Source organism: Hymenobacter sp. DG01, from assembly GCF_006352025.1.
Lineage (GTDB): Bacteria > Bacteroidota > Bacteroidia > Cytophagales > Hymenobacteraceae > Hymenobacter.
The window spans coordinates 4,663,130-4,688,555 of the sequence record NZ_CP040936.1 but is presented as its reverse complement, the minus strand read 5'-3'; the positions used below and the strand labels follow the sequence as shown (position 1 = coordinate 4,688,555).

23 protein-coding genes are annotated in these 25,426 nt (G+C 58.3%); 15 read left to right on the top strand and 8 right to left on the bottom strand.

The window, feature by feature from the left end; genetic code table 11:
• Nucleotides 1-9: 9 nt before the first annotated feature.
• Entirely contained in the window at nt 10-825 is an 816-nt protein-coding gene (locus tag FGZ14_RS20020) for an N-acetylmuramoyl-L-alanine amidase (protein ID WP_139925920.1), read from the bottom strand.
• A gap of 99 nt (nt 826-924) precedes the next feature.
• Here FGZ14_RS20020 and FGZ14_RS20015 point away from each other — a divergent pair, with 99 nt between their 5' ends.
• The 8 genes from FGZ14_RS20015 (at nt 925) to rplS (ending at nt 9,258) form a co-directional block, all read left to right on the top strand.
• Nucleotides 925-3,804, top strand: a complete 2,880-nt coding sequence (locus FGZ14_RS20015; RefSeq protein WP_219601036.1) for a putative LPS assembly protein LptD — start codon at nt 925-927, stop codon at nt 3,802-3,804.
• A 146-nt stretch (nt 3,805-3,950) separates the two neighbouring features.
• Nucleotides 3,951-4,766 (top strand): 3-methyl-2-oxobutanoate hydroxymethyltransferase, encoded by an 816-nt coding sequence (panB, locus tag FGZ14_RS20010; RefSeq protein WP_139925918.1) that lies wholly within the window; start codon nt 3,951-3,953, stop codon nt 4,764-4,766.
• Nucleotides 4,767-4,884: 118 nt separating this feature from the next.
• The gene (locus FGZ14_RS20005) at nt 4,885-5,592 is read left to right on the top strand and encodes an RluA family pseudouridine synthase (RefSeq protein ID WP_139925917.1); all 708 of its coding nucleotides are present in this window, start codon (nt 4,885-4,887) and stop codon (nt 5,590-5,592) included.
• Between the two features lie 235 nt (nt 5,593-5,827).
• Nucleotides 5,828-6,583, top strand: coding sequence for an acyl-CoA desaturase (locus FGZ14_RS20000; RefSeq protein WP_139925916.1), 756 nt, complete (start codon nt 5,828-5,830; stop codon nt 6,581-6,583).
• A 190-nt stretch (nt 6,584-6,773) separates the two neighbouring features.
• The gene (locus FGZ14_RS19995; RefSeq protein ID WP_139925915.1) at nt 6,774-7,319 is read left to right on the top strand and encodes a 30S ribosomal protein S16; all 546 of its coding nucleotides are present in this window, start codon (nt 6,774-6,776) and stop codon (nt 7,317-7,319) included.
• A gap of 116 nt (nt 7,320-7,435) precedes the next feature.
• Nucleotides 7,436-8,017: a ribosome maturation factor RimM gene (gene rimM / locus FGZ14_RS19990; RefSeq protein WP_139925914.1), complete on the top strand. Its 582-nt coding sequence runs from the start codon at nt 7,436-7,438 to the stop codon at nt 8,015-8,017.
• 12 nt (nt 8,018-8,029) lie between these two features.
• Nucleotides 8,030-8,707, top strand: a complete 678-nt coding sequence (gene trmD / locus FGZ14_RS19985; RefSeq protein ID WP_139925913.1) for a tRNA (guanosine(37)-N1)-methyltransferase TrmD — start codon at nt 8,030-8,032, stop codon at nt 8,705-8,707.
• Nucleotides 8,708-8,874: 167 nt separating this feature from the next.
• Nucleotides 8,875-9,258 carry a 50S ribosomal protein L19 gene (rplS, locus tag FGZ14_RS19980; protein ID WP_139925912.1) on the top strand — a complete coding sequence of 128 codons (384 nt, stop codon included), beginning with the start codon at nt 8,875-8,877 and terminating at the stop codon, nt 9,256-9,258.
• 104 nt (nt 9,259-9,362) lie between these two features.
• Here rplS and FGZ14_RS19975 read toward each other — a convergent pair whose 3' ends face one another.
• Entirely contained in the window at nt 9,363-9,788 is a 426-nt protein-coding gene (locus FGZ14_RS19975; protein ID WP_139925911.1) for a hypothetical protein, read from the bottom strand.
• Nucleotides 9,789-9,926: 138 nt separating this feature from the next.
• On the opposite strand from FGZ14_RS19975, the gene FGZ14_RS19970 reads away from it, so the two are divergent.
• Both FGZ14_RS19970 and FGZ14_RS19965 read left to right on the top strand, forming a co-directional pair.
• Nucleotides 9,927-12,917 carry a M1 family metallopeptidase gene (locus FGZ14_RS19970; RefSeq protein ID WP_139925910.1) on the top strand — a complete coding sequence of 997 codons (2,991 nt, stop codon included), beginning with the start codon at nt 9,927-9,929 and terminating at the stop codon, nt 12,915-12,917.
• 20 nt (nt 12,918-12,937) lie between these two features.
• A complete protein-coding gene (locus tag FGZ14_RS19965; protein ID WP_139925909.1) occupies nt 12,938-13,546 on the top strand; it encodes an inorganic diphosphatase in 609 nt (202 codons plus the stop codon).
• 74 nt (nt 13,547-13,620) lie between these two features.
• On the opposite strand, the gene FGZ14_RS19960 is transcribed toward FGZ14_RS19965, so the two are convergent.
• A complete protein-coding gene (locus FGZ14_RS19960) occupies nt 13,621-14,331 on the bottom strand; it encodes a DNA repair ATPase (protein WP_139925908.1) in 711 nt (236 codons plus the stop codon).
• 282 nt (nt 14,332-14,613) lie between these two features.
• Between FGZ14_RS19960 and FGZ14_RS19955 the strand changes: the two genes are divergently transcribed.
• The 4 genes from FGZ14_RS19955 to FGZ14_RS19940 all read left to right on the top strand — a co-directional run bounded on the left by FGZ14_RS19955 (nt 14,614) and on the right by FGZ14_RS19940 (nt 17,922).
• Nucleotides 14,614-15,021: a 6-carboxytetrahydropterin synthase gene (locus FGZ14_RS19955; RefSeq protein WP_139925907.1), complete on the top strand. Its 408-nt coding sequence runs from the start codon at nt 14,614-14,616 to the stop codon at nt 15,019-15,021.
• Nucleotides 15,014-15,700 (top strand): GTP cyclohydrolase I FolE, encoded by a 687-nt coding sequence (folE, locus tag FGZ14_RS19950; RefSeq protein WP_139925906.1) that lies wholly within the window; start codon nt 15,014-15,016, stop codon nt 15,698-15,700. Before FGZ14_RS19955 ends, folE begins: the two co-directional genes overlap by 8 nt.
• A gap of 84 nt (nt 15,701-15,784) precedes the next feature.
• The gene (locus tag FGZ14_RS19945; protein ID WP_139925905.1) at nt 15,785-16,696 is read left to right on the top strand and encodes a TIGR01777 family oxidoreductase; all 912 of its coding nucleotides are present in this window, start codon (nt 15,785-15,787) and stop codon (nt 16,694-16,696) included.
• An 8-nt stretch (nt 16,697-16,704) separates the two neighbouring features.
• Nucleotides 16,705-17,922 (top strand): hypothetical protein, encoded by a 1,218-nt coding sequence (locus FGZ14_RS19940; RefSeq protein WP_139925904.1) that lies wholly within the window; start codon nt 16,705-16,707, stop codon nt 17,920-17,922.
• A gap of 60 nt (nt 17,923-17,982) precedes the next feature.
• Here the strand turns inward: FGZ14_RS19940 and FGZ14_RS19935 are convergent, their stop codons facing one another.
• The 5 genes from FGZ14_RS19935 to FGZ14_RS19915 all read right to left on the bottom strand — a co-directional run bounded on the left by FGZ14_RS19935 (nt 17,983) and on the right by FGZ14_RS19915 (nt 24,508).
• Nucleotides 17,983-20,370, bottom strand: a complete 2,388-nt coding sequence (locus tag FGZ14_RS19935; protein WP_257883291.1) for a transglycosylase domain-containing protein — start codon at nt 20,368-20,370, stop codon at nt 17,983-17,985.
• Between the two features lie 936 nt (nt 20,371-21,306).
• Nucleotides 21,307-21,549 (bottom strand): hypothetical protein, encoded by a 243-nt coding sequence (locus tag FGZ14_RS19930; protein WP_139925903.1) that lies wholly within the window; start codon nt 21,547-21,549, stop codon nt 21,307-21,309.
• 220 nt (nt 21,550-21,769) lie between these two features.
• Nucleotides 21,770-23,395: a DUF4173 domain-containing protein gene (locus tag FGZ14_RS19925; RefSeq protein WP_139925902.1), complete on the bottom strand. Its 1,626-nt coding sequence runs from the start codon at nt 23,393-23,395 to the stop codon at nt 21,770-21,772.
• Between the two features lie 53 nt (nt 23,396-23,448).
• On the bottom strand, nt 23,449-23,748 hold the full coding sequence (locus FGZ14_RS19920; RefSeq protein WP_139925901.1) for a transcriptional regulator: 300 nt from the start codon (nt 23,746-23,748) through the stop codon (nt 23,449-23,451).
• A gap of 121 nt (nt 23,749-23,869) precedes the next feature.
• Complete coding sequence (locus FGZ14_RS19915; RefSeq protein ID WP_139925900.1) at nt 23,870-24,508, bottom strand: hypothetical protein; 639 nt, start codon at nt 24,506-24,508, stop codon at nt 23,870-23,872.
• Between the two features lie 479 nt (nt 24,509-24,987).
• Here FGZ14_RS19915 and FGZ14_RS19910 point away from each other — a divergent pair, with 479 nt between their 5' ends.
• Nucleotides 24,988-25,422 (top strand): hypothetical protein, encoded by a 435-nt coding sequence (locus tag FGZ14_RS19910; protein WP_139925899.1) that lies wholly within the window; start codon nt 24,988-24,990, stop codon nt 25,420-25,422.
• Nucleotides 25,423-25,426 lie beyond the last annotated feature (4 nt).

Genomic DNA, 25,426 nt, shown 5'->3' with positions numbered 1-25,426 from the left:
CCGGAAAGGTTATTCGCCGGTGGTAGCTTCCAGCTCATTTTTATACTCGCGGAAAGCCCGGTAGATACCCGAGGCCATATACGACTGCCCGGCTTTATCGTTTAGGTATTGCTCTTCCTGCCGGTTCGTCAGGAACCCCGACTCAATCAGGACCGAGGGCATGGTGGATTTCCAGAGCACCAGAAAGCCGGCCTGCTTTACTCCTCGCGAGGGCCGTCCCACGGTGGTGCGGAACTGCCGGTCCACCTTCTGGGCAAACCGCAGGCTGTTTACCATGTGGGCGCTCTGATAGAGAGAAAACAGAATGTGACTCTGGGGCGAGGTAGGGTCGAAGCCGTTGTAGCGCTCCTGGTAGTTTTCTTCCTGCAGAATTACCGCGTTTTCGCGCTTGGCTACCGAGAGGTTGGCGTCCGTTTTGTGCGGCCCCATGGTCCAGACCTCCGTGCCGATGGCTGCTGGGGCGCTGGCGTTGCAGTGGACGGAGATGAACAGGTCGGCGTTATGCTTATTGGCAATGCCCGCGCGGTCGGCCAGCTCCACAAACACGTCGGTTTTGCGGGTGTACACCACCTTCACTTCGGGCATGTTTTCCTCGATCTGCCGGCCCAGTTCCAGAATAATTTTCAGGGCTACGTCAGCCTCGCGGGCCTTCACGCCAGCGCAGCCGCGGTCCTTGCCGCCGTGGCCGGCATCCAGCACCACCGTCCGAAGCCGATACTTATAGGGAGCCGCCCCGCCAGGCGCCGTAGCCCGCGGAGTAGAGGAAGAAGTAGAGCCGGCGAGAAATAGCAGGGCCGCCGTGCCCAGAGCGACAATATTCCGCACGGAGTTCGTTAGTTGGGGCAGCGACCCGCTACCTTTGCAAACCGCCACAAAATAAACGATAAAAACTACGTGGCCCCACTCGCGCCTGTGTTCAATTCTATGTGGAGTGCGCTTTCTCCGCTGCTGCGGCTACCACTACTGCTTTTTCTATTCCTGAGTCTGGGCCTGCTGCACTCCGGTCAGGCGCAGCAGCGGCCTCGCACGACCAACGTACCCGAGGACGTGCGACCCACGCCTCGCATTCTGAACGCACCCCAGCCCAATTCCCCCACCCGCGACACCACCGCCGCGGTGAGCGGCACCCCCGACTCGCTGAACGTAGCCGCCGGGGGCCGCAAAGGCGCCGTAGAAACCACCGTCAAATACAAGGCCCAGGACTCCATCCGGTTTGAGGTGCAGAACAAGCGCGCCATCCTGTACGATAAGGCCAACGTGGACTACGGGACCATGAACCTGAAGGCCGCGCTGATTACCGTTGACTACAGCAAAAACCTGGTTACGGCCGAAGGCACCAAGGACTCTACCGGCCGCGTGCAGGACCGCCCCCTGTTCAAGCAGGGCGCCGAAACCTACCAGGCCGGCCGCATCGACTATAACATCAAAACCAAGCGCGGCCGCATTACTGATGTGGTAACCCAGCAGGGTGAGGGCTTTATTCACGCCGAAACGCTCAAAAAGAATGCCCTGGGAGAAGCCTTCGGGCGCAATGCGGTATATACCACCTGCAACCTGGAGCACCCGCACTTCTACATCAACGCCAGCAAAATGAAGCTGGTCCCGGGCCCGAAGCAGAAGGTAGTAACGGGTCCTTTCAATCTGGTTATCGGTGATATTCCGACGCCGCTGGGCTTTCTGTTCGGCTATTTCCCCAGCCCCAAAAGCAACAAAAGGGCTTCGGGGCTGATCATTCCTACCTTCGGGCAGGCCGCTGACCGGGGCTTTTTCCTGCGCAACGGCGGCTACTACTGGGCCGCTAACGAGCACATTGGCGTGCGCCTTACCGGCGACATCTACTCCGGCAACGCCGACCGGTTTGGAGGCTGGCGCGGCACAGCCGAAATGCAGTACATCACGCGCTACCGCTTCAGCGGGCTGTTCTCCTTTAATTACAGCGAGCAGCCGACCGAGCGCCTGCTGGGCAGCACCGACGTGAATACCAACCCGGCCTACAACATTCCGCGCTCCTCGCGCAACTTCGCCCTGGCCTGGAACCACACGCCGGTGGCCCGCCCCAACGGCGGCCGCTTCTCGGCCAACGTGAACGTGAGCAGCAACAATTACTATCGCCAGAACTCCTACAACCAGCGCCTTTACCTCACGCCCGCCTTCCAGTCCAACATCAGCTACTCCAAGCAGCTGCGCAACGCCCCTATCAACTACAGCGTCAACCTGAGCCAGAACCAGAACACGCAGGCCGGCACCATGGACTTTATCCTGCCCGATGTGTCGGCGCAGCTGGCGCGCCAGTACGTGTACGAGCTGCTGGGCCTGGAGTCGCGGGGTAAGATTTATGAGCAGCTGGCCTTTTCCTACACGGTCCGCTACAACAATACGCTGTCCAACTCGCTGCCGGCCCGCCAGATTAACGGGGGAGCTATTCCGCTGCTGGGCGGCTCTAACCAGACCACCGTGCTGCCCGTGCGGTTTTCTAACCTCAATAAGCTGCTACGCAACTCCCAGGCCGGTATGCAGCACGATTTTGGCATTACGCTGGGCAGCTTTAACCTGCTGAAGTATTTCAACTTCAACCCGGGAGTAACGTACGGCGAAACCTGGTACTTCAAGGAGTTGAACTACCAGTTCGTGCGGGAGGCCCAGGCCGTGCGCGTCGATACCACCCGCGGCTTTTACCGCTTGTATAACTTCTCGGCCAACGCCAGCCTGGGCACCAATTTCTACGGCACCATCGTACGCAAGGGCACCCACAAGATTCAGGCACTGCGCCACAAGGTTACGCCCCAGCTTACGTTCAGCTACTCGCCGGCCCCAGCTTCTCCGCTCGACCGAAACAATAGAAACCAGCCCTTCCAGTTAGTGCAGCTGGGTGACTTGCGCGACCCTTCCACCGGCCAGCTTTACTCCGAGTCGGCTTTGTACCGCGACAACCAGGGCGGGCTGCTGCTGCCCCGTTTCTCCAACTCCCTGTTCGCGGCCCGCACCACCCGCGACGTGCGCCTGCTGTCCTTCTCCCTGCAAAACCAGGTGGAAATGAAGGTCCGCAACTCCAACGATACCACGGGTACTACCCCCTTCAATAAAGTAAGCCTGATTGATGGGCTGGATTTCAACACAGCCTACGATTTTGCCGCGCCCAGCTTCAAGCTGCAGGACTTGAATAGCAGCTTCCGCACGCAGGTAGCCCGGAAGCTGAGCGTGACCGTAACGGGGCGCTTCAGCTTTTATCAGCGCGACTCGTTGGGGGTACTGAAGGACAAGTATCTGTGGCAGCAGGACAAAATCCGGCTGGCTCGTCTGGCCGACGCTTCCACTACCATCACGTACCAGTTCAACCCGGCCCAGGGCAACCGAAAATCCACTATTCGCCGCGACGTGGCCCCCGTTAACGACCCCTCGCTGGGCTCCCCTACCCGCATTGACCCCTACGAGGACTACGTGGATTTTAGTATTCCCTGGGACTTGAATACCAACCTGACCGTAACCTACCGCGACCCAGGGCCTTTGCCTTCCCGCCCCAACCGGGTGCGCCCCAATGCCTACACAGGAGCCTCGCTGAACCTTAACGGGTCCGTCAAGCTTACCGAAACTCTGCGCTTCGGCTTCAGCACCAACTACGACTTCGTGAACAAGACGCCAGCCTTCACCAACCTCGATATCACCAAGGACCTGCACTGCTGGCAGATTACTGGTAACTGGCGCCCATTTGGTCCTACCCGGGGCTACTTCGTCAACATTGCCGCCAAATCAACCCTGCTGCAGGATCTGAAGCTGAGCCGCAACAAAACCTTCCTGAATTTCTAAGCAGGAGTTTGGGGCCTTACGGGGTAGTAGGCTTTGGGCAGGATGGGCAGGTGGGTGGCCCTCTTTCTAAAAAAATCCGCAGTTTTGGCTTCCGGTTAGGTCACCGACTTTCCGCACGATATCCAAGACTCTAAGACCCCAAGCCCATGTCCCAGCACAAAGAAGTCAAACTCGTGACCACGCATCAGCTGCTGGCCATGAAGCAACGCGGCGAGAAAATTTCCATGCTCACTGCCTACGACTTCTCGATGGCCCAGATTCTGGACGGCGCCGGGGTGGATGTGCTGCTGGTCGGCGACTCGGCCTCCAACGTCATGGCCGGCCACGAAACCACCCTACCCATTACCCTTGATCAAATGATCTACCACGCCCAGAGTGTGGTGCGGGCCGTAAAGCGGGCCTTCGTGGTGGTAGATATGCCCTTTGGCTCCTACCAGGGCAACTCGTCGGAGGCCCTGCGCTCGGCCATCCGGATTATGAAGGAATCGGGGGCCCACGGCATCAAGCTGGAAGGCGGGGCCGAAATCAAGGACAGCATTACCCGAATTCTGACGGCCGGCATTCCGGTAATGGGTCACCTGGGCCTTACTCCACAAAGTATTTATAAATTTGGCACCTACACGGTACGGGCCAAGGAAGAAGCCGAGGCGCAAAAACTCATCGAAGACGCGCTGCTGCTGGAAGAAATCGGGTGCTTTGCCCTGGTATTGGAAAAAATACCTTCCTCCCTGGCCAAACAGGTAGCCGAGAAGCTCACCATTCCGGTTATTGGCATCGGAGCCGGCCCCGAGGTGGACGGCCAGGTGCTGGTAGTGCACGATATGCTGGGCATCACCAAGGAGTTCAAGCCCCGCTTCCTGCGCCGGTACGCCGACCTCGGCAATGTGATGCACGACGCGGTGCAGCGCTACATTCAGGATGTAAAGTCGCGCGACTTCCCTACCCAGGAAGAAGCGTACTAGTTTTCAATTAAAAATGAAGAATTAGAAATTAAGAATTATGATTTGGCGCCGACTTCGCCTTGAATGAATCTGCTGCCCTATTCATATTTTTTAATTTTTAGTTTTTAACTCCCCCCGAGTGAATCGTCCGAATTTGTGGTCGGAGCGGAAGGAAATTCTGTTCGAAGACAACCACTTGCTCATCATCAACAAGCCCGCGGGCCTGCTCGTGCAGGGCGATGCCACCGGCGACGAGCCCCTCTCCGCTAAGGCCGAGGAATATCTGCGCTTCAAGTACAAGAAGCCTGGTGCTGCTTTCGTGGGCGTGGCTCACCGCCTTGACCGGCCCGTGAGCGGCGTGGTAGCCCTGGCCAAAACCAGCAAGGCCCTAAGCCGCCTGAACGAAATGTTCCGCGACAACAAGGTGCACAAAACGTACTGGGCCCTGACCGGTAAGTGCCCGGAACCTACTACCGGCCACCTGACGCACTGGCTGGTAAAAGACCCCATCCGCAACACTACCAAAGCCTACTCGGAGCGTCACAGCCAGGGCCTGAAATCGGAGCTGGACTACCAGGTGCTGGGCCAGGCGGGCTCCCGCTGGCTGCTGCAGGTTAATCCTATTACCGGCCGCCCCCACCAGATCCGGGTGCAGCTCAGCTCCGGCCTGGGTACGCCCATCGTGGGGGATGTGAAGTACGGGTTCCTGGCGCCCCTGCCCGATGTGAGTATTGCCCTACACGCCCGGCAGCTGGAGTTTCAGCATCCCGTTACGAAGGAGGAAATGTGCTTCCGGGCCCCGCTGCCTGAGGTAGCCCACTGGCAAGCCGCTGAAGCCTATTACTAAAGGCGTTTCAGCCCAATAAAGGGGGTAGCAGATGACGAATATCATAGGTCGTTATCTGCTACCCCCTCACCTTTGCTGAACCTGAACAACATTTTGGCCTTTTGAAAAGGCGAATTGCACTCTGGGCAGGGGTGGCCGTAGTTTTGTAAAACCACGGCTGAACTAATACCCCGCTTTTCAGCTTTGCGCGTTGGGGCTTCGGCCGCCACTGGATTCGACCTCTAACTTTTTGCCCATGGCGATACTCTTCTTTTTCGTAGCGCACTACTACCTGTCGCTCTTTACGCAGACGTTCTATCTGCACCGGTACGCGGCCCACAAAATGTTCACTATGAACAAATTCTGGGAGCGATTCTTCTTCCTGTTCACGTACATCTGCCAGGGCTCCTCGTTTCTTTCGCCCCGGGCCTACGCGTTGCTGCACCGCATGCACCACGCCTACTCCGATACCGAGCTGGACCCCCACTCCCCATTGTACTCTTCTAATGCTTTCACGATGATGTGGAAGACCAAGAACATCTACAATGACGTGCTGAACAACCGCTACGAACTGGCGGAACGTTTCGAGGGTGACTACCCCGAGTGGCGTGCCGTAGAGAACCTGGGCGACAAATGGTATTCCCGTATTGGCTGGGGTGCACTGTATGTGCTGTTTTATGTGCAGTTCGCTACTGCTTGGTGGCAGTTTCTGCTGCTGCCCATTCACTTCCTAATGGGTCCTATCCACGGGGCCATCGTGAACTGGGGCGGCCACAAATACGGCTACCAGAACTTCGATAACCACGACCACTCCAAGAACACGCTTCCCTTCGACTTCCTGGCCTTCGGGGAGCTGTTTCAGAACAACCACCACAAGCTGCCCATGCGCGTTAACTTCGGCGTGAAGAAGTGGGAGCTTGACCCCACCTATATGTTTATCTGGAGTTTGGATAAGATAGGGGTAGTGAAGGTCAAGCGCAAGTGGCAGCAACCCGTAAACATGGCTGCGTAAGCAACTGACACCACTCTTGAAAAGGCTGTTTCCCACCGGAAGCAGCCTTTTTTAATGCCGTTTAGTTTACCAGCTGTGCTTAGGCATAGATTGAATCCGGGTAATGCTTTTAATCCGCGAAATCTGTGACTACCTTTGCACCTCATTTTCAACCAGACGCACGGGATGCGTCGCTTAACCAAACCGGTTTATGGCAGTTAAAATCCGCCTCGCCCGTCGCGGCCGCAAGAAGGCCGCTCAGTTCGACATCGTTGTTGCCGACTCCCGCTCGCCCCGCGACGGCCGCTTCATCGAGAAAATCGGTACCTACAACCCCCAGACCAACCCCGCTACCATCAACTTCGATGGTGACAAGGCGTTCGACTGGATCATGAAAGGTGCCCAGCCCACGGATACCGTGCGTGCTATGCTCTCTTACCGTGGTGTGCTCTACCGCAAGCACCTGCAGCTGGGCGTAATCAAAGGCGCCATCTCGCAGGAAACTGCTGATGAGCGTTACACCGCCTGGAAAGAGCAGAAAGACGCTAAAATCGAAGGCAAGCGCACCAACCTGGGCAACGCCAAGGAAGAAGCTCGTCAGCAGCGTCTGGCCGCCGAAACCAAAGTAAAAGAAGCCCGCGCCGAAGCACAGCGTGCCAAGCAAGCCGCTCTGGAGGCTGCTAACGCTCCTGCCGCCGAAGGCGAAACGACCGACGCGGAAGCTTCGGCCGAAACCACTGAGGAAGCCGGCGCCTAATTTCAGGCTCACGTAAGGAGGTGATGAGGCAATAAGGACAATAGATGGTCTAACCCGTCTCTACCTTATTCCGCCTCATCACCTTTGTACGTTTTCTCTCCTCATCTTTCCTCGCCATGACTCTTGACGACTGCTACGAGCTGGGTTTGGTAGTGAAGCCCCATGGCCTAAAAGGCTTTGTGGTTGCTGCCTTCGACGTGGATAACCTCGACGATTACCGCAAGCTGAAATCGGTGTGGGTGGAGTTGCCCACCACGCCCGGTAAGCTCACGGAATACACCGTTGAGAAATTCCAGCCCCAGAGCGGCGAGCGGGCCCTCGTGAAGTTCAAGGGCCTCGACCGCATTGAAGAGGCCGAACCCCTGCGTAACGCCAAGCTCTGGCGTCCGCTAACCGAGCTGCCCGCTCTGCCCGACGACCAGTTCTACTTCCACGACGTTATTGGTTACCTGGTAGTAGATGAGCAGTTAGGCGAACTGGGAACCGTAGAGACCTTCTATGAGCTGCCCCAGCAGGATGTACTGGCCATGCGCTACAAGGGACAGGAAATCCTGATTCCGGTGGTGGATGAGCTGATTCTGCACGCTGACCAGCCAGCGCGGAAGCTGCACGTGAATCTGCCGGAAGGCCTGCTTGACGTGTACCTAAGCCCGGCCTCGCGTGAGCGGGACGAGCCGGACGAATTCATAGAGCCTTAGCGGGTCGTTGCTATGCGGATTGACATCGTCACGTGCCAGCCGGATTTGCTGGTCAGCCCTTTTGCGCATTCTATCGTGAAGCGCGCCCAAGACAAAGGACTGGCCGAAATCTATCTGCACGACCTGCGCCGCTACGCCATTAACAAACACGGTCAGATTGATGACTACGTGTTTGGAGGTGGGGCCGGTATGGTACTGCGCGTCGAGCCGATTGCGGCTTGCTTCGATGAGCTACTGGCGCAACGCTCCTATGCGGCGGTCATCTACATGACCCCGGACGGTGAAACCCTGCGTCAGCCCCTGGTAAACCGGCTTTCCCTGGAGGGTAACCTGCTTATTCTTTGCGGGCATTACAAGGGCGTAGATGAGCGTATTCGCCAGGCATACATCACCCACGAAATCAGCGTCGGCGACTATGTTCTGAGCGGCGGAGAGCTAGGGGCGGCTATTCTGGTAGATGCAGTGGTACGGTTGCTACCAGGCGTACTGGGCAATGAGGAGTCGGCGCTAAGCGACTCTTTCCAGGACAACCTGTTGGCACCGCCTGTTTACACCCGCCCCGCTGAATGGCGTGGCTTGCCGGTACCGGAAATTCTGCTTTCGGGCAACACCCCGAAAATAGACCTCTGGCGCCACGAGCAGGCCCTGGCCCGCACGGAACAGCGCCGGCCAGATTTATTACAAGAGTGAAGCTGTAGAATTGTGCCGAGTGTGTCTGTAAGTATCGCAAGCAGAACCACAAACTCACAATTTCACCTGCTCACCATTTCACAATTCCAAAATAGAGGGCTATATTTGCGCCTCTTTACCTGAAACCCTTCAGGGCGGCGCGGCCGTCCTTCACAGTTTTTCCAGCCATGAGCGTACTACTCGATTTTATCCAGCAGGAATCCCAGGAGCGCCGCGCCAGCTTCCCCAACTTTGCCGCCGGTGACACCATCAATGTCCACGTGAAAATTCGTGAGGGCAACAAGGAGCGCGTGCAGCAGTTCCAGGGTGTAGTTATCCAGCGCAAGAACACCAACTCGAACGGCGAAACCTTCACGGTTCGTAAGATTTCAAACCAAATCGGCACCGAGCGTATCTTCCCGCTGCTGTCGCCCAACATCGAGAAAATCGAGCTGGTGCGTCGCGGTAAGGTTCGTCGTGCTCGCCTGTTCTATCTGCGTGGTCTGTCGGGCAAAGCGGCTCGCATCAAAGAAAAGCGCAACACCAACGTGGCAGCCAAAGCTACGGCTTAAGCTTCACGGCATATGCAAAAGCAACAGGCCGGCTCTCCTTGCGGAGGGCCGGCCTGTTGCTTTTTACAGGGCAAGAGCAGCAGTGAGTGTGCTGCTGATAGCTGCTATGAATTCTGAGCCGAGTTCTGCTGCAGATCTTGCTCCGGGCTTGACTGACCGCCGCTGCTTACCTGACGGGCTGCGGCGCTGAGGGCCTCACCCAGATTGGCAACGCGTTGCGCGGTGTTAGGATTGTCGGCAAAGCTTGCCGCTTTGCTGGTATTTGTTCCGAGGCGGCTGAGCAGCTGGCTTACCAGGGCCTTATCAATAGTGCCTCCGCCAAAGTGCGCCTTCAACGCCTGCATATCCACCACAATCTGGTGCAGTTCGGGGTTGTTAGTGTCTTTCAGGTCCTCAATCCAACGCTGAAAGTGGTTGTCGAGGCCGGCGCGGGTAGCTTCTTCCTGCAGATTACCCGTCAGGATATTCACGGCGCCGTCGAGGTGGTTCTGGTGCTGGGTGTCGTCTTTGGGCTGCTTGTGGAAAGACATAGGTAGTAGGGTTAGGCCACTGCAGGGCAGCGGTGTAGTTGGGAATACCCGTGCAAACGCGCCTACCGGCCAAAGGTTGTGGCGCATGTTCCGGGCCGAAGGGCTACTTTCGCCTCGACATCCGCCCCTCCCCTCTGCATGAAAAAGACTCTGAGCCTGTATGGCTTGCTGCTCATATCTTATACCACTAGTGCGCAAGCGCCGGCCACGGGCTGGCAGCAACAGGTAAATTATTCTATTGATGTGACGCTGAACGACCAGCAGCACACGCTCAGCGGCCGGGAAGAGCTTACTTATACCAACAGCTCCCCCGATACTCTGCCCTACCTCTGGTTTCACCTGTGGCCCAACGCGTACCGCGACAACGCAACGGCCTTTGCCCGGCAGCAGCTCCGCAACGGTAACCGGAAGTTTCAGTTCGCCCCTCAGCAGGAGCGTGGCTTTATAGACGGACTGGATTTTCAGGTAAATGGCCAGCCGGCTCGCCTGGAGCCCGACGCGAACAACCCCGACATGGCCCGCCTGGTGCTACCCCAGCCGCTGGCACCCGGGGCCAGCATTACGATTACAACTCCCTTCCGGGTTAAGCTGCCTGATTCCTTCTCGCGCTTCGGGCACGTTGGCCAAAGCTACCAGGTTACGCAGTGGTACCCCAAGCCCGCCGTGTACGACCAGAAGGGCTGGCACCCCATGCCTTACCTGGATCAGGGGGAATTTTACTCGGAGTTTGGCTCCTTCGATGTCCGTATTACCCTGCCGGCCAACTATGTGGTAGGCGCCACGGGTGTGCTCCAGAACCCCGATGAGCAACAACGCCTCGACCAGCTTGCCGCGGCTACGGCCGTCAAAAAGACGCAAGCCGATTTCGGCGACAACCTCAAGTTCCCGGCTTCGGCCGCTGAAACCAAAACCCTGCGTTACGTGCAGGACCGGGTGCATGACTTTGCCTGGTTTGCCGACAAGCGTTTTAACGTGCTGAAAAGCAGCGTTACGCTACCCTCCGGCAAGCCAGTAACCTCCTGGGTGATGTTCACCAACAAGGATGCTGAAAAGTGGATAAAAGGTCTTCAGGACGTCAATAAGGCGCTTACTTACTACTCGCAATGGGTAGGCGAGTACCCGTACGCCTCCGCAACGGCCGTGGACGGGGCGCTGAGCGCCGGCTCGGGCATGGAGTACCCGATGGTAACCGTTACCCAGCCGTCCGCCATTGTGCACGAGGTAGGCCACAACTGGTTTTATGGCATTCTGGGCTCTAATGAACGAGATTTTCCGTGGCTGGATGAGGGAGTAAACTCTTACATCGAAAATCGGGTGGCCGAGCTGGCTGACCCCGCTGCTAGTCAGCTCGACTTCTTTACCAAGCGGCCCGAGCTGGCGACAAAACTAGGCTGGGATTCGCTGCCCGCGGCAGCCCTGAACCAGATTCCGTACCAGCTGGTAGCCTCGCGTGGCCTCGACCAGCCGGCAGGCATAGCTTCCGCCGACTATGGCCGGCTCAACTACGGCCTCATGGTGTATGGCAAAACGGCCTCTCTGCTGAAATATCTGGCGGGCTACCTGGGCCAGGAGAAGTTTGACGCGGCCATGCACGCGTACTATCAGCGCTGGCAGTTCCGGCATCCCTATCCGGCCGATATGCAGGCTGTGTTTGAGGAAGTCAGCGGGCAGAAGCTCGGCTGGTTCTTTAAGGAGATGCTCACCACCCAAAACCACTACGAAGCGGCCGTATCCGATATTCTGGTGCAGGCCGACGTGGTGAAAGTGCTGGTTCGCAATGATTCACCCGCCCCGTTTACCGTACCCGTTGCTACCCTCGATGCGCGGGGCAACGTGCTGGAGACTCAGTGGACGCCTGTGTTCGGCGGTACCGCCAACGACGAGCAGGATGAAGCCCAGCTTAATTTCCGGCGCTCCGGAGTTGCCCGCGTGGTCATTGACCCCGGGTACCTTACTCCTCAACTCAACCGCCGCGACGACCAGATAAAACTCAATGGCTCGTGGCGTACATGGGACCCACTGCAGCTAAAGCCCCTGCTCAGCCCGGAGCGGTGGGACCGGCACTTCATCAACTGGGTACCGGTAGCTGGCGCCAACACCTCCGATAAATTCATGCTCGGAGCAGCGTTCTACAACAATATACTGGCTCCCAAGCGGCTCAACTTCCTGGCCATGCCCATGTACAGCTTCAACCGCAACGAGCTGAATGGCGTTGGTGCCCTGAGTCTGAACGTCCTACCCCGCACCTTCGCCCGTCAGTTGCTGACGACGGTCCAGATTCAGCGGTTTGAGCGTTACCGGAAGATAGAGCCTAGTGTAACCTTGTGGCTACCCCATTCGGCTTTCCGAGGGGCACAGCAGCTGGTTCGTTTCGCCAACACTACCATCCGCAACCAAGATCTGGGGCAAACCAGTAGCTTCCAGACGCTGGAATACCGAGTGCGGGAAGGTAACGCCCTGCAGAACTGGTCGGCGCACGTGGAGTTGAACTACCTCACACCTAATGCGGACGTTGACAACCCTAACCAGGAAGCGGCTCTGCTCCGGGCGACGGGAACCTACAGCCGCTACTACAGCGCCGAAAAGCAAATCCGGGCTCGTTTGTTCGGGGGAACTTTCCTGAAATCCTCCTCCGAAAATCCGTTTTTCATTGGGTTGAGTGGTAGCCCGGATTACCGCCGTCAGACGGCCTTCCTCGACCGGCAACAAATTTCGGCCACTTTCACGGCGCAGCTGCACCAAACCGATGACCGGGACGGGGCCTTCAAGGCCTACCTGCCCGTAGGCAGCCAACGCTGGTTGAGTACCCTGAATCTGGAGGCCGATTTGCCGGTGACTTCCCTGGCCGTGTTTGCCGATTTCGGGGCTGTCAGCAAAACCCGACAGACCAACACAGCAGGACAAAGCCCCCGGAGCCTGTACTACGATGCGGGCCTGGTAGTGCCGGTTATTAGGTATCTGTTGCCAACGGGCCAGAACATTCTGCGGGTGTACTTGCCGGTGGCCGGCTCGCAGTACGCCAATGGCTTGCCCAGCAGCCGCAAAGATTTCACCGACCGGATTCGGTTTGTATTGCACCTGGAGGAGCTAAACCCTTTCCGGATTTTGAACGAGCAACTGGCTCAGTAACTCTATTTCTTCGTCTGTTTATGCGTTGGCGCTGGATTCTGTTGTTTGCGGGGGTAGGCGCTGGCTCACTGGCCGGCTGCCGTACCGATTACGCCGATCTGCCTACCTTCTCGGCGGAGCGCAAGCTGCTGCAAGTGGTAGTAGAAATGCCGGCCGGTACCAACCAGGAGCTGCGCTACAACGCCAGTGCCCAGGAGTTTCAGCCGGTGCAGCAGGCGGGCGTCGGGCAGATGATTGAATTTCTTCCGGTACCCGGCAACCTGGGGTTTATTCCGGGCACGCAGGTAACCGGCTCTTCCGGACTTTCGGCTAAAACCGGCGCCGTACCGGCGCTGGTTTTAGCCGAAAGTCAACCGGCCGGCACCGTTCTGGAAGTAGTGCCGTTGGCCTTGCTGGTGCTGGACATTGATGGCAACCTGGCGCCCGTGGTATTAGCGGCGCCGGCCCGGCCGGCCCAGCGTATTCTGCCCGATGCCACCGATTGGGCCACGCTTAACCGCCGCTACCCCGGCGTACGGCAATCTTTGAGTCTATGGTTTCAGCACCGGGGCCGCCCCGGCGCAACCCGCATTGCAGGTTGGCAGGACGAAAAATCGGCCGAGAAGTATATCCGGCGGTGGCTGCGGTAATCCTCTAAACAAGAAGCCCCGCCTGGATTCAGGCGGGGCTTCTTGTTTACTGTAGAGCAGTTAAAAAAACCAGACTACTCAATTTTGTTCATGCGCTCCTTTACGGCTTCCAGGGCTACGCGCATGTTCACAATGTCGGCGCGGGCAGCTTCCTGCTCCTTCAGGTTCATGTCCACCTGGTTGTTGTACTGCTGCAGTTCAGCGGCGTTCTGGGCCAGCTGCTGCTGAATTTCAATCTTGCGGGCCTTGTTCTTCTCGATGTCCTTTTTGATGGCATCGGCCTTGGCAATTACCGCCATGTGGTTGTTCTGCGACGATACCAGCGCTTTTTCAGCTTCGGCAACCTGTACGGCCAAGTCTTCGCGGTAGAGCTTCCGGGCGAAATCCTTCAGGTAGCCCTCGGCAGCTTTCCACTGCACCGGGGTAGCTTCTTTGCCCAGGTAAGCATTGCCCAGGTCAATCGACCACCAGATGGTAGTACCCGTCGGCACGGCGTCAACTTTGCTGATAACACGCACCGGGGTTTTGGAAACGGATTCGATTACGACTCCGTCCATGGTGTACACGCCTTTGTCGGCTTTTACTTTGCTGCCGAACTGCTCGTCCAACTGCTTTTTCCAGGATTCTTCTACGCGCTTGCTGTCCAGCTGCACAGAAACACGCTGCCCTTTGCGCGGAATGCCTTTTACGGCCATATCCGTTTCGTCAACAGGCGACTTTTGCGCCAGGCTAGTCACCGACGTTGCCAACATCAGCAGCAGAGAGAAGAGTACGCCTCGTTTCATAGACAATGAAATAGGTTGAGAAAAAATGATTTGCAGGTTTGAAGGTTGGTCAACTCAGTTCCAACTCATCAAATTTAACTAGTGTCCCAGCATCTCACCAGGGAGCAGATTGTTTTTTTTGAAGAAAACTGTCTTTTGTTGGAAAATTAATATTCATAGTTGCTTATATACCAGAAACTGTCATTTCTTCCTGCTGAGCTAGCTATCCGCCCGAAGGCCAACTGCCTGATATTCTCGAATATGGTGTGAACAAAAGCCCCGTGGGCGCGTTTAGTCTCGACTATGCCTATTACCGTCTGCCGCAAGGAACATTTCAACGCCGCTCATCGCCTGCACAATCCGTCCTGGAGCGAAGAGCAGAACCAGGACACGTTTGGCAAGTGCAACAACCCTCACTATCACGGACATAACTACGAGTTGATTGTGCGCCTGACCGGCGAGATTGACCCGGCTACTGGCTATGTATATGATATGAAGCGGTTGAGCGACCTGATCAAACGCGAGATTCTGGATACCTTTGACCACCGGAATCTGAATCTGGATACGGAGGAGTTTCGCCACCTCAATCCTACGGCCGAAAATATTGCAGTAGTGATTTGGAACCGGCTGCGCCTCCACGTAGAAGAGCACCTGACCCTGTCGGTCACGCTGTATGAGACCGAACGCAATTTTGTAGAATACCATGGATAACACCGCTGCTGCGGCTGCTGCCGCGGACGGCGCCGCTAACCGTCCCGCCGTTGATGCTCAATTACCGGCCGACCTGCGCACCCCCCTTCGCCCTGATGCTTTCCAGCTCAGCGACGAGGAAAAGATTACAGCCATTTCGGGTCACTTCCGGGAAATCATGGAGATTCTTGGTTTGGACCTGACAGATGACAGCCTGAGCGGCACCCCGAAGCGGGTAGCGAAAATGTACGTGCAGGAGTGGTTCAAGGGCCTCGACCCCAAGCACCGCCCCGACGTGAAGCTGTTTGAGAACCGCTACCAGTACCAGAACATGCTGGTGGAGCGCGACATCACGCTGTTTTCGTGTTGTGAGCACCACTTTGTGCCCATTATCGGGAAGGCCCACGTGGCTTACCTGCCCGGCGAGCATGTAGTGGGGCTGAGCAAGCTTAACCGGGTAGTACAGTACTTTGCCCGCCGCCCCCAGGTGCAGGAACGCCTGACGCGCCAGATTGCCGAGGAACTCAAAAATACCCTGCGCACTAATGACGTGGCCGTACTGATTGAGGCCGACCACCTCTGCGTAATGAGCCGCGGCGTGAACGACACGAGCAGCAGTACACTTACGGCCGAATACGGGGGCGCTTTCGGGCGCGACGATGCCTTGCGGCAGGAATTTCTGCGGCTGCTTGGCAAATAAAAAGCTGTTAGCTTTCCCGTCGTTTTCGCACCTATTACCCCAGGCGCTACCCCCACGGGGGCGCTGAGCTACCCGTTCCCACCCATGTCGCGCAAAGTTTTGATTACCGGGGGCACCGGTATGATTGGCACCCGCCTCGCCGAAATGCTTATTGATGCCGGCTACGAAGTGGCCTTGCTGAGCCGCACACCCGGCAATGGGCGCTACCGCAGCTTCCGCTGGGATCCGCTGGCCGGTACCATTGACGAAGCCGCCGTACCCTACGCCGACTACATTATTAATCTGGCGGGCAGTAGCGTATCGGATGGCAAATGGACCCAGGAGCGCAAACGCGAAATTCTGTCGAGCCGCCTGGCGGGTACCCAGCTGATGGCGCGAGAGCTGGCCACCGGCAACCACCACGTGCAAGCCTTCATTTCGGCCTCAGCCATAGGCATCTACGGCGACCGGGACGATACCCTGGTAACAGAAGAAACTACTCCGGCTCCGGATGATTTTCTGGCCGAGGTATGCCGACAGTGGGAAGCTGCCGCGCAGAGCGTAGCGGCTGACGGCATCCGCACGGCTATTTTCCGGATTGGCATTGTACTGAGCCCCGAGGGTGGTGCTCTGGTGCCGCTGGCCCGCACCGTGAAGCTGATGGCCGGCGCCCCCCTGGGCTCGGGCCGGCAGTACATGTCCTGGATTCACCTCGATGACCTGTGCCGGCTCTTTATTCAAGCCATGGAAGAGCCCCAGTGGCAGGGCACCTTCAATGCCGTGGCCCCTACCCCCGTCACGAATAAAGAGTTTACCGAAACCCTGGCGGCCGTGCTGCACCGCCCCCTGGTGCTACCGAAAGTACCTGAGTTCGGGCTGAAGCTGGTGATGGGTGAGATGAGCGAAATTGTGCTGGCCTCCCAGCGGGTAAGTGCTGAGAAGACGCTGCAACAGGGCTTCCGGTTCGAGTTTCCGACCCTGCGGGAAGCTCTGGAGTCGTTTTACGGAGAGCAGTAGGCTGCCGCATGCGCTGGCTGCTCCGCTTGGTACTCGGAAGCTGGCTGGTGCTTCTGGTGTACCTGAATACCCGGCTCTATTACCAGCCCACGCTTGCTCCTACGGGTCCGGCCCGTATCAATCAGGACGTGGTGCAGCAGCTGCAGTTCCTGCGCACGAAAATGCATGCGGGCGCCGCTGAGCAGATGCAGGCCCTGTATCCGGAAGGATTCGTGTACCAGAACGCGCTGTACGCGCTGACCTGGATAGAGCTGCTACCCCACTTGCCGGTCCAAAGTGCCTTACGTCAGGAGGCCCAGGCCGAAGCGGACTGGGCTCTCCGGCAGATACAGTCGCCGGAGGGGCGGCTGGCGTTTGATCCGGCCTTGCCGCTGCCTTATGGTGCCTTTTACCAAGGATGGTCGGCGTATGTGCTGGGGCGCTACCTGGCTGCCCTGCCGACAGCCCAACACCTGCCTGCTGATGTGACGCACTTTCAGCGACAATGCGCTGCCATTGCTACTGCCTTGCGCGCCGGCCCTACCCCTTACCCTGAGTCGTACTCCGGCGCGGCCTGGCCCGCCGACGGCGTGATGTGCGTGGCTGCCTTGGCATGGCACGACCGGCTACTGCCCGCTGCGTACCGGGCCGACCTCTCTACCTGGCTGCGGACCGTTGACCAGCACCTCGATTCGCGGCAGATGATACCTCATCAGACATCCGCCACTACCGGAGGGGTAGTGGAAGCCGCCCGGGGCTCGTCGCAAAGCCAACTGCTCAATTTTCTGCTCGAAATCGATTCAGCCTACGCCCAAACGCATTTTCAGCGGTACCGGGCACATTTCCTTACTGCCCGGCTCGGGCTTCCGGGTGTGCAGGAATCGGCCCGGGGGGCACAACTCACCGAGGACATTGATTCGGGCCCCGTTATCTGGGGCGTGGGCGGGGCAGCCTCTATTGTAGGCCGCCGCACCATGCAGCGCTATGGCGATACGGCTACTGCCCTGGGGCTACGCAACAGCGTGGAGGCGTTCGGGATGCCCTGGAGCTCGGCGGCCGGTAAGCGCTACCTTTTCGGGGCCCTGCCGATTGCGGATGCCTTTATTGCCTGGAGCAACTCCCTGGAAACAAGCCACGCTATGCATACGACGCAGCCGTGGCGCCGCAAGTTTCAGCTGCTTTCTGGGGTAGTAGCCGCCGGGTGCCTGCTCGGACTATGGGGGCTGCGTCGGTTTCGCCGCGGCTAAAACCAACAAGGCTCCTGCAGTGCATTGCAGGAGTCTTGCTGGTTTTAGTCAGCCCGTTTTTTATCTACCGCCCAGACTATCGGGCAGGGGCACACTGCCGTTATTGAGGTTTTCCAGCAGGTTATCTACCACAATGGTATCCACGGTTTCGGCCTCACGGCGGCGGCGCGGCTCAGCGGTTACACAGACGTACTTCTTCGTGATTTTGACGGTAGGCTGGGGGAAGGGGCCCATTTGGATGTCCAGCTCGGGGTCCTGATACAGCTTCTCCATGTAGGTACCGAAAATGGGCAGGGCCGTGCGGCCGCCTTCGCCCTGCTGGGAGTTGAGGAAGTGGATGCTTCGGTCCTCACCCCCTACCCATACGCCGGTTACCAGATCCTTGGTGACGCCCATGTACCAGCCGTCGGAGTAGTTGGAGGTAGTGCCGGTTTTGCCCCCGATCTGGTTGTTTTTCTTCCAGAGCTCGTAGTCCCAGAGGGCCTGGGAAGTCCCACCGGGCTCCTCCATGCCGCCGCGCAGCATGTAGGTCATTAGCCAAGCTGTTTCGGCCGGAATTACGCGCTTTTGCTGGGGGTCGAACTGAACCAGCACGTTGCCGTTCTGGTCCTCAATGCGGGTTACAATCATGGGTTCGGGCCGGAAGCCCTGGTTCACGAAGGTGCTGTAGGCATTCACCATCTCGTACACGCTAACGTCACCGCCCGAGCCCAGACCAATGCTGGGCACCGGCAGCAGCTTGCTCCGGATGCCTACTTTATTGGCGTACTTGGCTACGTTATCCCAGCCTACTTTCTCGGTTAGCTGAGCCGTTACGGAGTTCACCGAGCGGGCCATGGCGTAGCGCAGCGTCATGTTCATGCCGGTGTACTCGCGGGTCACGTTGTCGGGCTTCCACTCCATAGGCTGCCCGTTTTCCACGTAGTTAATGGTCACGCGCTCATCCCGGATACGGTCGCAGGGCGAGTAGCCGTTATCGAGAGCCGTGAGGTACACGAAGGGCTTGAAGGTAGAGCCGGCCTGGCGCTTGCCCTGCTTAACGTGGTCGTATTGGAAGAAGCGGTAGTTAAGGCCACCCACCCAGGCCTTAATCTGGCCCGTGAAAGGGTCCATGGTCATCATGCCCGCCCGCAGGAAACGCTTATAGTAGGCCAGCGAATCGAGCGGCGACATCACCAGAGTGGTGTCCCCGTCGCCCTTCCAGGTAAACACCTTCATGGGGCGCTTGCGGTGCAGGGCGGAGTCGAGCAGATCGGGCCGGCCCTTGTACTGCTCGGCCAACTCCTTGTACTGCTCGGTGCGCTTCATCTGGGTTTCAATGAAGTCGGGAATTTCATTGCCTTCCTCATCTACCCACGGGTTTTTACCACGGTTGCGCCAGAAGTTGTCGAAGGTGCGCTGCAGCGTCTTCATCTTCTTCTGCACGGCTTCTTCGGCGTGGCTCTGCATGCGCGAGTCGATGGTGGTGTAGATGCGCAGCCCGTCGCGGTACATGTCGTAGCTGTTCTTTTTGCACCATGCATTCACGAACTGGCTTACAGCTCCGCGGAAGTACGTTTCCGGCCCATCGACGTGCTTTTCAACCTGGTATTGAAGCACGATGGGGGTAGCCTGCTCAGCTTTTACCTGGGTTTCCGTCAGCAACCCGGCCTGGCCCATACGGGTCAGTACCAGGTCGCGGCGCTTGCGGGCCGCCACGGGGTGAAACTTGGGGTTGTAGGCCGTGGGGTTGTTGAGCATGCCCACCAGCATAGCGGCCTGCTCAATGGTCAGGCTATCGGGGGAGGTGCTATAGAAGGTTTTGGCGGCTACCTTGATGCCGTAGGCCTGCGAGCCATACTCTACGGTATTAAAGTACAGGGCCAGAATTTCATCCTTGGTGTAGCGGCGCTCCAGCTCCACGGCCGTCAGCCACTCTTTGGTTTTGCTGATGATAGTTCCTACCAGCGGCAGGTGGCCCAGCAGACCAATATTTTCTTTGCGGCGGGTTTTGTAGAGGTTTTTGGCCAGCTGCTGAGTGATGGTGGAGCCCCCGCCGCCGTTGCCGCCGGTAGCTACCCCCGCCACAGCCCGGGCAATGGCCTTAGGGTCGATGCCGGAGTGCTCTTGGTAGCGCACGTCTTCGGTGGCAACCAGGGCCTTAATCAGCCAGGGCGACATCTTGCTCAGCGGCACCGGGGAGCGGTTCTCGCGGAAGTAGCGCCCAATCAGCACCCCATCGGCGGTGAACACCTGCGAGGGCTGCTCTACCCGTGGGTTTTCCAGTTCCTCCAGGCTCGGCGACTTCCCGAACAGGAACATAAAGTTCATGCTCACCAGAATGGGGTAAAGCAGAAAAATACCGGCCCCGAGCACAAAAATTCCCCACAGCGTGCGGGAAAGAATGTTGGGCCAGTTCCGGGCGGGACGAGTGGAGGACTTCTTGGCTGAAGAATCAGGAGCGGACATGCAGAGCGCAGTGAGGCGAACGAAGCAGGACGAACCGGCAACGGAGTCGCAAATATACCAGTTACGGGCGGCCTGAAGATGAAAAGACATCCTTCATCCGCGTCACCCCTGCTACCTGGCTTCTGGCAGCAAACTATCCATCAGCTTAGCGTTCTGTATTAGTGAAAGATCAACGCCACCATCTTCCAGCACATACTTACCACGACTATACAGAATATAAAAGTAGATGCTGCAGCTACAAGGTAACATCCCAGGGCCACCAGCCACCACATGCCGCACCACCAGCTTGCCACTTTCTGGCTTATGCGCCGGGCGGTATCCGCGGCAAACCAAGGCAGCGTAGCCAGGGCGGTGCACAGTCCGCCCGTGAATACAGGCTCCGCCTTGGGGGTATTCGGCCACACCTCGCGCTCAAAAACAAGGTTAAGAGAAGCGACCATCATGGCTAAAAGCACCCACCACAGCGCCCGGGGCACAGCAGGCAGCACGGTGTACCGGATAAAACGGAGTAGTTGGGCTACAAGTGGGTCTAGCCAAGTAAGCATAAGAATTAATGGATGTTCATGTCAGTACCGGAAAATGCTACCATGCACAGGCACCAAAGCAGAAAAACCGCATGAAATATCAGGCCTAAAATCAGGGCAACTACCCGTGTTATAGAGGCCTGGCTAAACGCGGAATCATCTGCGTCAAGGCTTCTCCACATAGGCAGGGTAGTCCACCGAACGACCACGGCGTTGCTGACCAGGGGTAGCTAGAACAAACCAAGCCATGGCTGCTCCGGGTTAAACCGCCAGTCCGCAGTATTCAGTAAAAGCTCCCACCAACCCCAACAGATTACCAGTAGCACCGCCACAGAGCTCCAGGCCCTGGCTCAGCTGATGACTTGGCTTGCCCTACTACCGTTACTGGTTGAGCTTTCATGACTCCGGCCAGTTACTGCACGCCCGCAACTGCTGGCGCATGCTGCCCCCACAGCAGCATCACGTGCAGCAGCGTCCAGAGCAGGAGGCCCAGCAGCGCCCCCGAAGCGGGCAGCACTACCAGAATCAGTCGGCGCCACCGCTCGGGGGCGGAAGCGGCCCGTTCGCGCCAGGTCAGCAGAACAGCCAAGGCACCAATACAGGTGGCGCAGAGCAGAATGCCTCCCAGCGTGAGGCCTACTTGAGCAAGGTTCATGGGGTAGCAATAGGGGAGTGAGAGAAGCGCAGATGAGTTGAAGTAATTGCCTGCCGGGGGCTACCAGGCCCGGTAACCGCCTGGTAGCCAATAGCAACCGAAAATAGAGGATAGGAAAGCGGGGTAGTAATAGCAACGAATGACAGGTCACAAACAACATAATCATTTGGTAATCAGACAGCAGACCAGCACCCATTGAGGCTGGCTCACCTGCCGGGCCTTAGTCTCGTAGCTGCTCGTAAGCGGTAGCTTCGGCGTAGGTCCAGCTCTGCCAGCTGTGGTACTCGGGGTAGTTGCGGCGCCATGCGGCCACGCGGCTCTGGATGGCTTCCTGGGCCTCGGAGGGGGTAGCACGCAGTTCGGTGTAGCTACCGGGCGGGCTGACAACGATGCGCGTCATGCCCTGTAGCACGCTCTGGCGGGCGGTCATCTCGGGCAGCACCCGCTCGGGCATGGCCAGCAGAAAGCCCAGGTCAACTTCCTTGAAGCGTGGGCTCAGATTGTAGCGCACCATCCAGATTTCCCAGTTGCCCAGCGCCAGGAGCAATAACACGCCGTACGCAGCCAGCGCGTTGAGGCGCACCAGGGAGTAGGCCGAGCGGCGCTGCCAGATTTTCAGCAGCACGGTGCCCAGCCCAAATAAGGTCAGGAGCAGAAAGCCATACACGCCTATCCGCTTGTAAGCCAAGCCTGTGTAGGTGATGTAGTAATAATTGCGCAGAGCCACCGAAACCACCAGCACCGCGTTTTGCACTACCCACACCGTAGCCCCCCAGCGTAACGCCCGCAGGCCGGGCGCGTAGAAGTTGAGGTTGCGGCGGAAAAACCACAGCACAATGCCCATGGCCACTAGTATGCTCAGAATCAGCACGTAGGTACCCTCGTGCACAAATTGGGTCAGGTCGAAGCCGGGCGTAGGCGTGAAGCCCAGCCAGATCCAGTTAATGTCGATGATGTTCACCACCAGCAGCAAGGCATTCACCAGCCCGAACACGGCCAGGGCCGCCAGGAACTCTTTACGCAGGTCGAGGGAGCCGAAGCGCCGGGCCCGGAAGTTGGGGTTACGCACGCTCAGAGAGGCCACCCGGTCGCGCTGCCGCCGCACAAACTCGCCCAGGCGCGACTCCTGATCCTGAAAGAAGTGAAACGGCACCACCACCAGCGCCGCGGCCGTCAGCGCCAGGCCCAGCACGAAGAACAGCAGGTGGGCCACCGATATAGCCGGCAGCAGCGCGGCCAGCCACTCGCCCAGCCGCTGAAATACGGCCGCCGCCAACTGGCTGTACCGCGGGTTAGCCAGGCTGAACAGGATATGAAACCCCACCAGGATAACCACCGGCGCCAGCAGCACCCGCCCGTAGAAGCGCGTCCGGCGCCAGGAGCCCGCCTTGCTCTGCGGCAGCCGCAGGTAGGGCAGCAGCCCCGGCAGCACCCGCAGGGCGCTGGTCAGGGCTGTGAGCAAGGCAAACACCACCAGCCGCAGGTGGGGCTGATTGACGTAGCCCAGCAGCATCGCCAGGGAAGCCACGCAGGCCAGCTTAGCCGCGCCCGACCCTAGTAGCAACACACAGCCTGCACTCAGTACCGTGCCCCCTACCATCAGCCAGAAGTAACCCGAGCGACGCACGGGGGCGTAGCGCGGCAGGCCGGCCAGCGTGGCGCCCACCACAAACACGGTGTACAGGCTGAGGTTAAGCCCGACTTCCTGATTCCAGAACAGCACGTCGAACAAGATGGCTCCCAGCGGAATCAGGAGCTTCTGCAGGGCCGATAACGGCACGGGCGTGGTGCGGGGCGAGGGTGCCGCAGTGGCCGCCCGGGGCAGAGAGGAAGTAAGTGCATCCATGATAATAGTTATTATAAAGAACTTTGTGTTTCAAAGTATATAGGCAAAAAAATTTACGCCTCTCCGCGCAGCAGCTTTTCCAGCGCCGCCAAATGGTCCTGAAATGCCGATTTTCCTTCAGCGGAGGCCGCGTAGGTGGTATTGGGCTTCTTGCCCACAAATTGCTTGGTTACCAGCACATACCCGGCTTTTTCGAGGGCAGCTACGTGGCTGGCCAGGTTGCCGTCGGTGAGGTCCAGGGCTTCCTTCAACTCATTGAAACTGACCGTGTCGTTGGCCATCAGCACGGCCATAACGCCCAACCGGACCCGGTTGTCGAAGGCTTTATTGAGCGTGTGGATGACGTGTTTCAAGGAGAAAAGTAATGAGGATGGTAGTGATGTAGTGATGAGGTGAGAAAAACTGTAGATGGCCCCGCGCCGCTTCAGTCACCGGGCACATCTTCTCTTCTTCCCTCAGCTCTTCATCAGGCACTTACCGTTCGTAGCGGTTGTACATCAACAGGCCGTAGCCAATATGCCCAAGCCCGAAACCGAGCGCAAAGAACGCCAACCCAAAGCCGGGGAACAACACAGCCACTAAACCCAGGGCCATTTCCGTGAGGCCCAGCCACCGGATTTCCTCGAGGGTGTACTTGCTGGCGTTCAGCAGGGCCAGGCCGTAGAACAGCAGCAGCCCCGGCACCACCAGCCCTACCGCCCCCTGCCAGAACAGGGCGAGGCAGAACAGCCCGCCGGCTGCCAGCGGAATCAGCAGGCTCAGTGCCAGCCGCCGACCCAGGGCGCTCCACAGGGGCTGCCCGGCCCGGCGGGCGCGGCGCACTGTGAAGAACGCAGCAACCGCCAGGGCTGCCCCGATGATGCCCAGGGCCAGCAGCAGCAGGTAAGGCAGCAGCTGCTCCCGCTCGGCGGGCGTACTGCTCACCAGGTTGGTGTAACCCCCGCTCGGGTAAATCTGCCGCAGGTACCAGTTCCCAAGCCCCGTCCCGAGCAGGGCCACTACCCCCGCCCCTACCCCCGAAAGGCCGCTGAGCGAGATAAAGCGGGAAGACCGCTCCATAATGGCGCGAATCTCGGTGAGTTGAGCAAGCGGGTCAGGTCCGGACTTCGACATAGCTTAAAGAACTTTGCACTGCAAAGCAAGTAATGTTTCCGGTACTTTCCTAGTGCCGTATGTAACAAATTTTCGCCGCCCTGCTTCCCAAGATGGTTCACTGGCTCTGACTGCGGCAATCTCTGCCGGCAGCTTCATCAACTTACGACTCTCCCTGTCGTGCTCTAGGCACCTGGAGTGATTCCGGGAGCCAAACAACAGTTTTTCAGCTAATTGAAGCGTGAGGCGCCCGCTCGGCGAAAGGACCAGCCGGGAAAATGCCCAGTGTTTAGCGCGGGCCGGCGCACCAGCATTCGGGATACGGAAGAAGGTTTGCCCTGCCTTTGCTAACAAAAGCCCAATTCGAGACAGGACATTCCCAACAAAAAACTGCCTCTACGCCAATCCGGGCGTGTTTTCCGGGCGTATTGACTTTCTGACTACCCCCTATTACTACCTGCCATCCGGTGCCTCAACGCGTTTCCTTCACCTCTTCTGTTATGGCAACACTTAATACGTCGGCCTACTCTACTATTGCCCGCGCCTTTATTCTCTGGGCTTTTGCCAACCTGGGGGGTACACTGTGGCTGCTGCTCGACTTTTCTCTTGACCGCATAGACGACTACCCCATTGCCTTACTTACGGGTCTGGTAGCCGCCCTGGTTTCACTGTGTATCGTGCCGCTCGTCATTCCTTTCTTTAGCCTCATGTGCCACCTGCAGGTAGGATTGTCGCGCCGCTCGCTGGCTTTAATTGGCGTAACCCTGTTCTTTCTGCTGGCCAACAAGCTGCTGGAGCTACTGCTCCCTATCAGTTCAGCGCACGATTTGCTGAGCATGTCCTTGCCGTACTGGGCCGCCGCCATGCTCACGGTACTCTGGCTTTACAGCCCCGCCCAGCGCGAAAACACCGGCCGCGCCACCGCCTGCGACTAACCAC